At 60.7% G+C, this 11874-nt stretch carries 12 protein-coding genes and 1 tRNA gene; 9 read left to right on the forward strand and 4 right to left on the reverse strand.

All coding sequences use genetic code 11. The annotated features are described in order from the left end of the window. The first annotated feature begins 2 nt into the window (after nt 1–2). The 6 genes from CYB_RS07615 to gatA all read left to right on the forward strand — a co-directional run bounded on the left by CYB_RS07615 (nt 3) and on the right by gatA (nt 3715). Complete coding sequence (locus CYB_RS07615; RefSeq protein ID WP_011433208.1) at nt 3–320, forward strand: hypothetical protein; 318 nt, start codon at nt 3–5, stop codon at nt 318–320. A gap of 59 nt (nt 321–379) precedes the next feature. After that, nucleotides 380–1066 (forward strand): Uma2 family endonuclease, encoded by a 687-nt coding sequence (locus CYB_RS14090; RefSeq protein ID WP_011433209.1) that lies wholly within the window; start codon nt 380–382, stop codon nt 1064–1066. Next, nucleotides 1057–1129, forward strand: a tRNA-Ala gene (locus CYB_RS07620). The genes CYB_RS14090 and CYB_RS07620 overlap by 10 nt, the downstream gene beginning before the upstream one ends. A 102-nt stretch (nt 1130–1231) precedes the next feature. Continuing rightward, nucleotides 1232–1633, forward strand: coding sequence for a hypothetical protein (locus CYB_RS07625; protein ID WP_071818165.1), 402 nt, complete (start codon nt 1232–1234; stop codon nt 1631–1633). A gap of 107 nt (nt 1634–1740) precedes the next feature. Next, the gene (locus CYB_RS07630; RefSeq protein WP_011433211.1) at nt 1741–2016 is read left to right on the forward strand and encodes a hypothetical protein; all 276 of its coding nucleotides are present in this window, start codon (nt 1741–1743) and stop codon (nt 2014–2016) included. 166 nt (nt 2017–2182) lie between these two features. Then, nucleotides 2183–3715, forward strand: coding sequence for an Asp-tRNA(Asn)/Glu-tRNA(Gln) amidotransferase subunit GatA (gene gatA, locus CYB_RS07635; protein WP_011433212.1), 1533 nt, complete (start codon nt 2183–2185; stop codon nt 3713–3715). A gap of 17 nt (nt 3716–3732) precedes the next feature. Here gatA and psb28 read toward each other — a convergent pair whose 3' ends face one another. The 4 genes from psb28 to gyrA form a co-directional block, all read right to left on the reverse strand. Beyond that, nucleotides 3733–4047 carry a photosystem II reaction center protein Psb28 gene (gene psb28, locus CYB_RS07640; RefSeq protein ID WP_011433213.1) on the reverse strand — a complete coding sequence of 105 codons (315 nt, stop codon included), beginning with the start codon at nt 4045–4047 and terminating at the stop codon, nt 3733–3735. 31 nt (nt 4048–4078) lie between these two features. Continuing rightward, nucleotides 4079–5278 (reverse strand): glycerate kinase family protein, encoded by a 1200-nt coding sequence (locus tag CYB_RS07645; RefSeq protein WP_238376719.1) that lies wholly within the window; start codon nt 5276–5278, stop codon nt 4079–4081. A 38-nt stretch (nt 5279–5316) separates the two neighbouring features. Further along, nucleotides 5317–5688: a DUF760 domain-containing protein gene (locus CYB_RS07650; protein ID WP_011433215.1), complete on the reverse strand. Its 372-nt coding sequence runs from the start codon at nt 5686–5688 to the stop codon at nt 5317–5319. Nucleotides 5689–5874: 186 nt separating this feature from the next. Beyond that, nucleotides 5875–8403 carry a DNA gyrase subunit A gene (gene gyrA / locus CYB_RS07655; RefSeq protein ID WP_011433216.1) on the reverse strand — a complete coding sequence of 843 codons (2529 nt, stop codon included), beginning with the start codon at nt 8401–8403 and terminating at the stop codon, nt 5875–5877. A gap of 409 nt (nt 8404–8812) precedes the next feature. On the opposite strand from gyrA, the gene CYB_RS07660 reads away from it, so the two are divergent. From CYB_RS07660 to CYB_RS07670, 3 genes are all read left to right on the forward strand, one after another. Next, on the forward strand, nt 8813–9079 hold the full coding sequence (locus CYB_RS07660; protein ID WP_255344550.1) for a hypothetical protein: 267 nt from the start codon (nt 8813–8815) through the stop codon (nt 9077–9079). A 90-nt stretch (nt 9080–9169) separates the two neighbouring features. Continuing rightward, nucleotides 9170–10876: a SulP family inorganic anion transporter gene (locus CYB_RS07665; protein WP_011433218.1), complete on the forward strand. Its 1707-nt coding sequence runs from the start codon at nt 9170–9172 to the stop codon at nt 10874–10876. Between the two features lie 69 nt (nt 10877–10945). Beyond that, nucleotides 10946–11785, forward strand: a complete 840-nt coding sequence (locus tag CYB_RS07670; RefSeq protein WP_011433219.1) for a DUF6671 family protein — start codon at nt 10946–10948, stop codon at nt 11783–11785. Nucleotides 11786–11874 lie beyond the last annotated feature (89 nt).

Raw genomic sequence — 11874 nt, forward strand, 5'->3', positions numbered from 1 at the left:
CCATGACCCCTGAGCAAGAGCAGTGGCTGATTCGCGCCATCCAAGAGTTGCAAGCTGCCCAGCAGGAGCTGCGTCTTGTCCAACAAAACCAGCAGGTTTTGATTCAAGAGCTGCGGGAAGGACAGGCGATGCTGGCCCAGTTTTTTCGCGAGTCAATGGATCGGTTTGATGAGCGCACCCGGGCTATTGAACGGCGCACGGAAGCTGTGGAACGGCGCACAGAAGCACTGGAACGGCGCACCGACCAGATGGCGGAAGAGATGAGGGAGATCCGGCAAGAGATTCGGGATCTGCGCCGCGATTTTTTGGAACGGCGTTGACTGCCAACAGACCGAGCGCTCACAGCCCTGCTCCCAGAGGAAGAGAGGGGTTGTGCGAGATGACAAGGCTAGTATGGCAGCAAAGAGACTTTTGGCCGAGACGGTTTATGGCTTTGGCAATGGGATCCGTTTCTGCACCATCAAGAGCTCGCCTGAGTTTGGCGGAATACCTTGCTTATTCGGATGGCAGTGATACCCGCTATGAGCTGGTGGCAGGGGAGTTGGTGCCCATGGCTCTTCCAACCGGGCGGCATGTGCAGATTCAAAACTTTCTCAGCCGAGTTTTCGAGGCAGAGATTGCACGGCAGAAGTTGCCCTGGACAGCGATACAGGGGAGCCCAGGGATCCAGTCTCCGCGGGGCAATCGGTGGGCTACGGTGCGGATCCCGGATGTGGTGGTGCTGCCTCTGGAGCAGTGGCAGGAGATGGGATCCAGAGAGGCGTTGATTCGCCTGGAGGATCCGCCGCCGCTACTGGTGGTGGAGGTAGTCAGTGAGTCCAGCCGGGCAGCAGACTACCGGGCCAAGCAAGCAGAGTATTGCGTTTTGGGGATCGGCGAGTATTGGGTTGTGGATCCCTTGGAGGAGAAGGTGAGCCTGCTGCTGCTTCATGAAGGCTGGTACGATGTGCTGGAGCTGAAGGGATCCGATCCGGTATCCTCAAAGGTCTTTCCCAAGCTGGAGTTGCAGGCGGGGGAGATCTTGGCTGCGGATTCGGGTTATTCTGGTAAAGCTACGGGGAGTTAGCTCAGTTGGTAGAGCGCTGCGATCGCACCGCAGAGGTCAGGGATTCGAGTTCCCTACTCTCCATTGAGGTTTTGGATTTGGATCCCTTGCCCCCGATCCCTCTCCCAGGAGGAGAGAAGAGTTAGTGGTGGTAGGATTTCCTTATTCTGTAGTGTTTCAGTAACCATGACGCCCGAGCAAGAACAGTGGCTGATTCAAGCCATCCAAGAGTTGCAAGCCTCCCAAAGAGAGTTGCAAGCCTCCCAAAGAGAGTTGCAAGCCTCCCAAAGAGAGTTGCAAGCCTCCCAAAGAGAGCTGCAAGCCTCCCAAAAAGAATTGCAAGCTGCCCAGCAGGAGCTGCGTCTTGTCCAGCAAAACCAGCAGGTTTTGATTCAAGAGCTGCGGGAGGGACAGGCGATGCTGGCGCAGTTCTTTCGCGAGTCAATGGATCGGTTTGACGAGCGTACTCGGGCCATCGAACGCCGCACAGAAGCACTGGAACGGCGCACCGACCAGATGGCGGAGGAGATGAGAGAGATCCGGCAAGAGATTCGGGATCTGCGCCGCGATTTTTTGGAACGGCGGTAGCTTGGGCCCAAGCGCTCTGCGTTGCTAGTGTAACCATCCCCGGATCCTTCTCCCAGGAGGAGATTTAGGGTGGTAGGATTTCCTTGTTCTGTAGCGCCTTGGTAACCATGACACCTGAGCAAGAGCAGTGGCTGATTCGGGCCGTCCAGGAGTTGCAAGCTGCCCAGCAAAACCAGCAGGTTTTGATCCAAGAGCTGCGGGAAGGGCAGGCGATGCTGGCGCAGTTTTTCCGCGAGGCGCTGGATCGCTTTGACGAGCGCACCCGAGCCATTGAACGGCGCACCGAGGCTTTGGAACGGCGCACTGACGAGATGGCCCAAGAGATGCGGGAGATGCGGCAGGAGATTCGGGATCTGCGCCGCGACTTTTTGGAACGGCGGTAACTTGGGCCCAAGCGCTCTGCATTGCCGACGCCCTCACCCCCAGCCCCTCTCTCTCAGGGAGAGGGGAAATTGGCGGGATTTTGGGTAGGAAGGGATCCCACCTAGATTAATCTAGAGGAACTTTGTCTGGCCTCACCGGCATTTGCCCTTCCCCACGAGTTTGCCTATGTCTGTCATCCGTGCCCTCCACAGGCAGTTGGTAACCAAAGAGCGCTCTGCCGAAGAGATCGCCCGCGAGTACCTGGAGCGCCTGGCCCAACTGGAGCCGCAGCTCAAGAGCTTTATTACTGTGACCGAGGAACTGGCTCTGCAACAGGCCAGGGCGGTGGACGCCCGCATTCGGGCCGGGGAGGCGATCGGCCCTTTGGCCGGGATCCCGCTTGCCGTGAAAGACAACCTCTGCACCCAAGGGATCCGCACCACCTGCGCTTCCCGGATGCTGGAGGGGTTCATTCCCCCCTATGAATCAACGGTGACGGCGCGGCTGGCGGCTGCGGGCATGGTGACGGTGGGCAAGACCAACCTAGACGAGTTTGCCATGGGCAGCTCCACGGAAAACTCCGCCTTTCAGCGCACCGCCAATCCCTGGGATCTGACGCGGGTGCCAGGGGGATCCTCTGGGGGATCGGCGGCGGCGGTGGCTGCCGACCAAGCGGTGGTGGCCCTGGGCTCAGATACGGGGGGATCCATCCGCCAACCGGCAGCTTTTTGCGGGGTGGTGGGCCTCAAGCCCACCTACGGGCTGGTGTCTCGCTACGGGCTGGTGGCCTTTGCTTCGTCTTTGGATCAGGTGGGGCCGTTTGGGCGCACGGTGGAGGATGTGGCCTTGCTGCTGCAGGGGATCGCCGGCCATGACCCGATGGACTCCACCAGCCTGAAGGTGGATATCCCGGACTATAGCCAGGCTCTGATCCCGGACATCAAGGGGTTCAAAATCGGGGTGATCCGCGACTTGCTGGGGGAAGGATGTGGGGAGGAGACCCGCGCTGCCGTGCAAGCGGCCATTCAACATCTGCAGGAACTGGGGGCCGAGATCCTGGAGATCGACTGCCCCAGTTTTCGCTATGGCCTAGCCACCTATTACATCATCGCCCCTTCGGAAGCCTCTGCCAATTTGGCCCGCTACGACGGGGTGAAATACGGCCTGCGGGAACCTGCCGACTCGCTGCTGTCGATGTATGGCAAGACCCGCGCCCACGGCTTTGGGCCAGAAGTCAAGCGGCGCATCATGATCGGCACCTATGCCCTCTCCTCGGGGTACTACGACGCCTACTACCTCAAGGCTCAGAAGGTGCGCACCCTCATCAAGCAGGACTTCCTCAAGGCTTTCGAGAAGGTGGATGTGCTGGTCAGCCCCACCACCCCCACCCCAGCCTTCAAGCTCGGCGAGCGGGAGGATCCCCTCAGCATGTACCTCTGCGACCTGATGACGATCCCGGTGAACCTGGCGGGCTTGCCGGGGCTGAGCCTGCCCTGCGGGTTTGCCGATGGCCTGCCCATTGGCCTGCAAATTGTGGGCAATGCCCTACAGGAGAGCAAGGTGCTGCGGGTGGCCTATGCCTATGAGCAAAGCACCGACTGGCACAAGCGACGGCCGCCGCTGGGGCAGCCCTCAGTTAAAGAGGGCCAGGGATCCGATCCCGGCCAACCTCAAGCCAAGCGCAGATCCGGCAAAAGGAGCAAAAAATCCAAAAGCTGAGGCGGGAAGGGCGGCAACTAGGCCATGCCCATCTGGTTGGCCGCTGAAAAGCGTTCCATAAAGCGCAGGAAGCGATCCCACTCTGCCTCGGTTTCCATGTCGTAGGTCACTTCCAGGGCTTTGAATTCCCCGTTCAGGAACTTGGCCCTGATGTTGCGGGTGGTCAGCTCCCCTTCCTCATCGATCATCCGCATGCCGAGGATGTTTTGCGTATCGGATTTTAGATCCTCGAAGCGGAAAATCGCGGATCCCCGGTTGCCGGTCTTGGATTTCAGCACTCGCACCTGGGTGGGCACCTCTTGGATGCCGGGGGAGAACTCGATACTGGCCATGATGTCCTACGAAACACGATGATTTAAGCCATTATAACCGGCCAATCCCCGCATCCTGCTCCAGAAAATCTCTCAGCTCCTGGGCCGTCATCTGCTCCAGGTGATGGCCGGCCTGCCGTTGGGCTTCTGCCACATCGGGGATCCGGTCGCACAGGGCGCCAACCCGAAGGGGAAGAGGCTGGGCTGCCAACCCAGCGCGCGCTGCCGGAGTCACCTGGCCACAGAGGATGAGCAGGGGTTTTTGGGCTTGGATAGCCTGCTCCAGCACGGCCCCCACCACCTTTCCCATCGTGCTTTGTTCGTCGAGGCAGCCCTCTCCGGTGACGACCAGATGGCAGCGGCGGATGCGCTCCGGCAGGGCCAATTGCCGCGCCAAGAGCTGGATCCCGGACTCCAGAGTGGCCCCCAAAAAAGCCACCAGACCTGCTCCTAAGCCACCTGCGGCTCCGGCCCCCGGGATCCCGGCCACGGCCTGGCCCAAATCTCGCTCCACCACTTGAGCCCACTGCTGCAGCGCCTGCTCCAACTGCTGCACCTGGGAAGGGGTGGCGCCCTTCTGGGGGGCAAAGACGGCGGCGGCTCCCCACGGGCCGGTGAGGGGATTCTGCACATCGCACAGGCCGCGGACCCGTTTCCCCTGCCAGACAGGCTGTTCAGGGGACTCAATGCGCTGCAAACGGGCCAGCTCTCCCCCGCCCCAGCCGATGGGATCCCCAGCTCCATCCAACAGGCGATAGCCTAAGGCCTGCGCCATGCCCGCCCCTCCATCCACGGTGGCGGATCCCCCCAGACCTATCCAGATCTCAGCGATGGGATCGCGGCAGACGGCCCGCAACAGCTCTCCCAGGCCATAAGTGGTGGTGCGGGTGGGATCCCGCCGCTCCGGTGGCACCAAGGTCAGGCCGGCCACCTGGGCCAGCTCCAACAGGGCCAGCTCTCCTGCCACCCCGTACTCCGCCCAGACGGGATCCCCCAGGGGGCCGGTGACCCATAGGCCCTTCTTCTCTCCCCCCAGCGTCGGCAGCAATACCTCTAGGGTGCCCTCTCCCCCATCGGCCAAGGGGAGCCGCTCCACCTCGACTTCCGGCAGCACCTGTTGGATCCCATGGGCTATGTGCTCTGCCGCCGCCGTGGCTGTTAGGGATCCCTTAAAACTATCCGGGCAAACCAAAATCCGCCGCGGTGGGCTGCTGAACTGGGATCCCTTTGCCTGGAAACCCGCATCCAGCATGGAACCTCCTCGGCGGCGCTAAAAGGTGGATTGCAAGCCTAGCCCTCCTCCTCTGCTGGCGAAGGCTGATCCGCGCTGGCAGGCTGGGAGGCACTGCCCAAAGATTGCTCCAGGGCTAGGCGCTGCTCCATGACCCGCAGGAAATAGCCGCCCATCATCGCGCCGGAGAGCATTTTGGCCAAGCTCTCGCGGTTGGTGATGATCTGAACCCCGAATTGATCGGAGGGCAAGCTCCCCACCAAGCTGCGGATGTTGTGGCCCAAGATCTCCAGCACTTCTGGGGAAGAATTGCGGGCAATATCCTGAAAGACGCTGGGATCCTGAGATTGCAGGTATTGCCAGAGCCGGTTGTCGGGGCTCGGAGTTTGCACTGCCTCAAAACCAGGGATGAAGTTCAACGGGCTCGCCATGGAGTAACCAAGCTCCACAAACACAGCAGATGCAATCCCAACCGGGCCGCTCGGCCTGATCCCACAGACCTTTGCCGTTCCCGGAATTTGGGCTATCCCAAAGGTAACACCCCATCCTCACCCCCTCCGGTACGGGATCCCACCCTTCTGCGGCGGCAAATGCCGTACCTAAGTAACGGCCGGGGATCAAGCGCTGGCTTCTGAGGTCTCCTCCTCGGCAACCAAGGCAGCGGGTACCACTGTAACTCCCACAATGCTGTCTTCCGGATCCAGGCGCTGCACCAGCACCCCGGTCGCCTCGCGGGACTGGGTGGGAATAGCCTTGGCCAACTGGCGCATGACAATGCCCCTGGCGGTTACCAACAGGATCTCGTCTTCGGCATTGACGATGCGCAGGGCCGCCAGCTCGTCCGACGCTTGGCGGAACTTGGTGGCGATCACCCCCTTGCCGCCGCGGTTTTGCTGGCGGAAATTGTCGATGGCCGAGCGCTTGCCCCGCCCTTCTTTGGTGATCACCAGCACCCAAGGGTTAGCCAGCTTCTCCCCCTCTCGCTCGGCAGCCATCACCGATTCGGCAGAGATAATATCCATGCTGACGATGTCATCGCCGGCGTTGAGGGTAATGGCCCGCACGCCCCGGGTGGCCCGTCCCAGAGGGCGCAGTTGCTCGTCATCCGCCGGGAAGCGAATGGACATGCCTTGGCGGGTCGCCATGACCACATCATCGCTGGAGCGGGCGCGGCGCACCCAGCGCAGTTCGTCGTTTTCTTCCAGAGAGATGGCAATCAGGCCGTTGGAGCGTACATTGGCAAAGGCGCTGAGGGCCGTTTTTTTGATGTAGCCGCCGCGGGTGAGCATCACCAGATATTCGTCGTCGCTGAACTGGCTCACCGGCACCATGGACGTAACCCGCTCTTCCCGGGTGATCGGCAGCAACTGAACGATGGCGCTGCCGCGGGCGGCGCGGCTCCCCTGGGGGATCTGGTGGGCGGGCAGGGTATAGACTACGCCCCGATTGGTGAAAAAGAGGATGGTGTCGTGGCTGCGACAGGCAAAAAACTGTTCGATGGCATCGTCTTCTTTGATGCGGGCGCCGGCTTTGCCGCGGGTGGCTCGCCCCTGCACCTGGAACTCCTCAAGGCCCATGCGCTTGATATAGCCCTGCTCGGTTAGAAAGATAACCGTCTCCCGATTTTCGATCAGATCATCCGTTCCCAGCTCCCCATCCTCCAAACAGAGGCGGGAACGGCGCGGGCTGGCAAAGCGGGCTTTGAGCTGCTGCAGCTCTTCGCTGATGATCTGCATCACCCGTTCTCGGCGGGCCAGAATATCCCGCAGGTCGGCAATTTGCCTCACCAAGTCTTCGTGCTCGGCCTGGATTTTTTCCGCTTCCAGGGCGGTGAGGCGGCGCAGCTGCATCTGCAGGATCCCGTCGGCTTGGGCTTCGCTCAGGCCCAACACCGCCTGCAATTCCTCTCGGGCTGTGGCGGTATCGGCGGCTCCCCGAATGAGGGCAATCACCCGATCCAACTGCCCCAAAGCCAAGAGATAGCCCTGCAGCAGGTGATCCCGCTCTTCGGCTTTTTGCAGCTCGTAGCGGGTGCGCCGCTCGATCACCTCTTCCCGAAAATCCAGAAAAGCCTGCAGCGCGTCCCGCAGGGTCAGGGTGCGCGGCTCGCCGTTGAGGATGGCCAGCATGTTGACCCCGAAGTTGGCCTGCAGGGGGGTTTGCTTGTAGAGGTTGTTAAGCACCACCTGCGGCTGGGCATCCCGCTTTAGCTCGATCACCACCCGCATGCCGCTGCGGTCGCTCTCGTCGCGGATGTCGGCAATGCCTTCCAGTTTTTTCTCGTTGACCAGCTCGGCGATCTTCTCAATCATGGCTGCCTTGTTGGTCTGGTAGGGCAGCTCGGTGATAATGATGGCGTCTCGAACCGGTCGGCCCCGCTGCTCGATCGTCTCCACCCTGGCCACCCCCCGCAGGGTGATGGAGCTGCGCCCGGTGGTGTAGGCTTCGCGGATGCCCTCCTGGCCCATGATCAGCGCCCCGGTGGGGAAGTCGGGGGCCGGGATCCACTGCATCAACTCCAGGCTGGTCAGGTTGGGGTTGTGGATGAGGGCGATCAGGCCGTCCACCAATTCGCTCAAGTTGTGAGGCGGGATGTTGGTGGCCATGCCCACGGCAATGCCGGAAGAGCCGTTCAGGAGCAGTTGCGGGATCCGCGCCGGCAGCACCAGGGGTTCTTGCTGGGATCCGTCGTAGTTGCCGACAAAATCGACAGTGTTGGCGTCGATATCCTGCAGCAGGGCTTCTTGGGCAAAGGCAGTCAGCCGACACTCGGTGTAGCGCATGGCCGCCGGCGGATCGTTGTCCACAGAGCCGAAGTTGCCATGCCCATCCACCAGGCGCTCCCGCATGGAGAAATCCTGGGCCATGCGCACCAGCGCATCATAGACGGCCTGATCCCCATGGGGATGGTATTTCCCGATCACATCCCCCACCACGCGGGCACACTTGCGGAAGGGGCGATCCGCCGTCAGGCCCAACTCGTGCATAGCGTAGAGAATGCGGCGGTGCACCGGCTTCAGGCCATCCCGCGCATCTGGCAAAGCCCTCCCGACGATCACGCTCATGGCGTATTCCAGGTAGGACTGCGACATCTCCCGCTGCAGGTCGGTGGAGATGATGCGCGCCGTCGATTCGTTGTCGCTCATGGGGTTGGGTTATCCGTAAGGGATCCCAGTCGGCCTTGGCGCAGTGGGTTCATGGAAGTTTATCGAGAAGCCAACCTTGGCCGTGGCAGAGTAAACTACCCGACCCTGACTGCTTCGCAGTACGGGGCGGGCTTTCGGTAGCCCTGCAGTTAGTAAACTAACCACGAGCCTCTGGGCTGGTTTACGGGCAGCCCCAATCGACCGTTACCAGTGCCCTAAACAGCCGTTTCTGGTGTCCGCAGAATTATTATAGCATTCCTCCCGACACTGACCCTACGGGTACAGTGCGGGGCTCCTGCGCTAGTAAGCTGAAGGTGATTGAATTGAGCAGAAAGCTTTTGTATTCCCAGTCTACCATTCGCCCTTTGTGAAGGCTGGCTGACTTCCAGTAGGAGAGGCTCGGTGGTTCATCGGCGGCCCTCTCTACAGCCTCATGGATCGAGATTTACAGGTGGGCCAAGCGGAGCTGATCATTACCTTGACCGGCATCGACGACACCTTTTCCCAAACCATCCATGCTCGCCACTCCTACTTGGCCGATGAGATTCTCTGGAACCACCGATTTGCCGATATTCTCCACCTGGACAGCAATGGGCATCGCTATGTGGACTACTCTCACTTTCACACAACTCTACCGGCTCAAGCCCCATGCCCTCGCTTGGAGGGGAATCCTTGAGGGAAACTATAGAAGAAAATCTATTCTCTAGCATGATCTCTATAGTAACGTTCAATGATAGGCTGCCCATAGCGTGGAGGGCTTTGGGGCATGCTAAGCCAAGCGAAAGAACAACAGTCCGGCAACAGGAGATTTCTGGATTGGCACCGACGTCTGAGCCCAGACAACTGGCGCGGGGATCTGTTCGGCGGGTTGACGACGGCGATTGTTTCCTTGCCGATGGCCTTGGCCTTTGGGGTGGCTTCGGGGGCAGGGCCGGTGGCGGGCTTGTACGGAGCAGTATGCGTGGGCTTTTTTGCGGCTCTGTTTGGGGGTACGCCCACGCTCATCTCCGAACCCACCGGGCCGATGACTGTGATGATGACGGCGGTGGTTGCTAATGTTACAGCTCGTTACCCGGAGCAGGGGCTGGGGCCGGCCTTCACCGTGGTGATGCTGGGGGGCTTATTTCAGATCCTGTTTGGATCCCTGAAACTGGGTAAATACATCACCCTCATGCCCTACAGCGTTATTTCCGGCTTTATGTCCGGGATCGGCTGGATCATGATTTTGCTGCAGATCCCGCCGCTGCTGGGCCACGCCAGCCAGGGGGGAGTGATTGGGGCGGTGCAGAACCTGCCGACCTACCTGCTCAACCTCAAGATACCAGAGCTGGGGCTGGGGTTGCTGACGCTTGCCATCCTTTTTGGCTATCCCAAGCCCTGGCGACGGGTGGTGCCGCCGCAGTTGGTGGCTTTGGTGTTGGGAACGCTGGTGGCCAGCTTGTTTATGGCCGATTGGGATTTGCGGCGCATTGGCCCCATCCCCACCGGTTTGCCGCAGTTGCAGTGGCCGCAGTTGCCCTTTGCTTCCCTGGCCAACTTGGTGCTGGATGGGGTGGTGCTGGGGATGCTGGGCTGCATCGATACCCTCTTAACGGCAGTCATTGCTGATAACCTCACCCGCACCCGCCACGACTCCGACCAAGAGCTGATCGGGCAGGGGATCGCCAATATTGTCTCTGGCTTCCTGGGGGGCTTACCGGGAGCCGGCGCCACCATGGGCACAGTGGTGAACATCCAGTCGGGCGGACGTACCCCTCTAGCCGGCATTACCCGAGCGTTAATCCTGCTGATGGTGGTGCTGTTTGCCGCTCCCCTCACGCAAGGGATCCCAATGGCGGTGCTGGCAGGGATCGCCTTTAAGGTGGGGGTGGATATCCTCGACTGGAGCTTCCTCAAGCGGGCCCACCGCCTTTCCCTCAAAGGGGCAGCCATCATGTACGGAGTGATGTTCATGACGGTGTTTGTGGATCTCATCGCTGCCGTAGGGGTGGGGGTGTTTGTGGCCAACTTGCTCACCATTCAACGCCTCAGCGAGATCCACTCCGAAGAGGTGAAAGCCATTACCGATGCCGATGATGCGGTGGATCTCACTCCCCGTGAGAGGGAATTGCTGCGCCAGGGATGCGGGCAGGTGTTGCTGTTTTACCTGAGCGGGCCGATGATCTTCGGGGTTTCCCAAGCCATTTCCCGCCAACATCAGGCGGTGGCCTCCTGCCAAGCGCTGGTGGTGGATCTATCAGATGTGCCGATGCTGGGAGTTTCGGCGACGCTATCCTTGGAAAATGCCATTCGCGAGGCCCTGGATCGGGGCAAACAGGTGTGGATTGTTGGGGCCAAGGGCCGGATCCGGCAGCGCCTGGAAAACCTACATTTGCCGCTGCCCCCAGAGCGGTTTGTGGACAGCCGTGAGGTGGCTTTGGCCGAGGCTGTTGCCCAGTTGGGCTTGCCGCTCGAGGCCAGTCCCCTGGTTTGAGTAACCCCAATTGGCCTGAGCCACAAAGCTGCGGGATCCGTTTGCCAGATCTAGGTTAAGTCTGAGTCTATGCAATGGAAGGGTCGGGTCGCCTACTTGGCAACCATGCATCGCAAAGAGCAGGTCATCGGCCCTCTCTTGGCCGAACATTTGGGGATCCAAGTCCAAGTAGCAACTTTTGACACCGACCAACTGGGCACCTTCTCGCGGGAGCGGCCCCGACCGGGGGATCCCATCCACACTCTGCGCCTGAAGATTGCAAGGGCTTTGCAGGATCATCCTGAAGCTCTGGGCTTGGCCAGCGAGGGGTCCTTTGGCCCCCACCCTCAGATCCCTTGGATCCCTTGGAATCAGGAGTGGGTCATGCTCAGGGTTTTTGAACCCGGCGCGGAGCCCTTGGAGCTGGTCGGCTATGCAGAGAGCACCCAAACCAATTTCAGCCATCGCTGGGTGCAGAGCTGGGCAGAAGCGCTGGACTTTGCCCAAAGGGCGGGTTTTCCCCAGCATGCCCTGATTGCCCTCGACCGGCCAGAAAAGCCTCAGGTCATCCACAAAGGAATCCAAGATGAAGAGACCCTGAAGCAGGTGGTGGGGGAGATGCTGACTCGGCAAGGGGGCCTTCATCTGGAAACCGACATGCGGGCCATGTGCAACCCAACCCGGCTCCAGGTTATCGCAGCCGCCACCCAAAACCTAATCGCCAAGGCCCAAAGCCTGTGCCCGGCCTGCGGCACTCCCGGCTACTGGCGGATCCGCTCGATCTCTGGACTGCCCTGCGGCCAGTGTGGCGCCCCCACCCCTGTAACCAAGGCGTGGGTATATGGCTGTGCCCGCTGTTCCCATACCCACACCGAGCCTGTGGCAGAGCCCTGGGCGGATCCCGCTCAGTGTGCTTTCTGTAATCCCTAGCCTTGTCTTGAGCCCGACCTCAGGCTCTCCAGAGCCGGCATTGTCATCCCCGCAGAGGAGTTGTAGTCGTTTCAGGTTAGGGTGAGACA

The sequence above is a fragment of the Synechococcus sp. JA-2-3B'a(2-13) genome (assembly GCF_000013225.1).
In the GTDB taxonomy this organism is placed as follows: Bacteria; Cyanobacteriota; Cyanobacteriia; order Thermostichales; family Thermostichaceae; genus Thermostichus.

Coding starts and splice junctions, on each gene's coding strand:
- CYB_RS07615 (WP_011433208.1), top strand. CDS start 3: ATGACCCCTGAGCAAGAGCAGTGGCTGATTCGCGCCATCCAAGAGTTG.
- CYB_RS14090 (WP_011433209.1), top strand. CDS start 380: ATGACAAGGCTAGTATGGCAGCAAAGAGACTTTTGGCCGAGACGGTTT.
- CYB_RS07625 (WP_071818165.1), top strand. CDS start 1,232: ATGACGCCCGAGCAAGAACAGTGGCTGATTCAAGCCATCCAAGAGTTG.
- CYB_RS07630 (WP_011433211.1), top strand. CDS start 1,741: ATGACACCTGAGCAAGAGCAGTGGCTGATTCGGGCCGTCCAGGAGTTG.
- gatA (WP_011433212.1), top strand. CDS start 2,183: ATGTCTGTCATCCGTGCCCTCCACAGGCAGTTGGTAACCAAAGAGCGC.
- psb28 (WP_011433213.1), bottom strand. CDS start 4,047: ATGGCCAGTATCGAGTTCTCCCCCGGCATCCAAGAGGTGCCCACCCAG.
- CYB_RS07645 (WP_238376719.1), bottom strand. CDS start 5,278: ATGCTGGATGCGGGTTTCCAGGCAAAGGGATCCCAGTTCAGCAGCCCA.
- CYB_RS07650 (WP_011433215.1), bottom strand. CDS start 5,688: ATGGCGAGCCCGTTGAACTTCATCCCTGGTTTTGAGGCAGTGCAAACT.
- gyrA (WP_011433216.1), bottom strand. CDS start 8,403: ATGAGCGACAACGAATCGACGGCGCGCATCATCTCCACCGACCTGCAG.
- CYB_RS07665 (WP_011433218.1), top strand. CDS start 9,170: ATGCTAAGCCAAGCGAAAGAACAACAGTCCGGCAACAGGAGATTTCTG.
- CYB_RS07670 (WP_011433219.1), top strand. CDS start 10,946: ATGCAATGGAAGGGTCGGGTCGCCTACTTGGCAACCATGCATCGCAAA.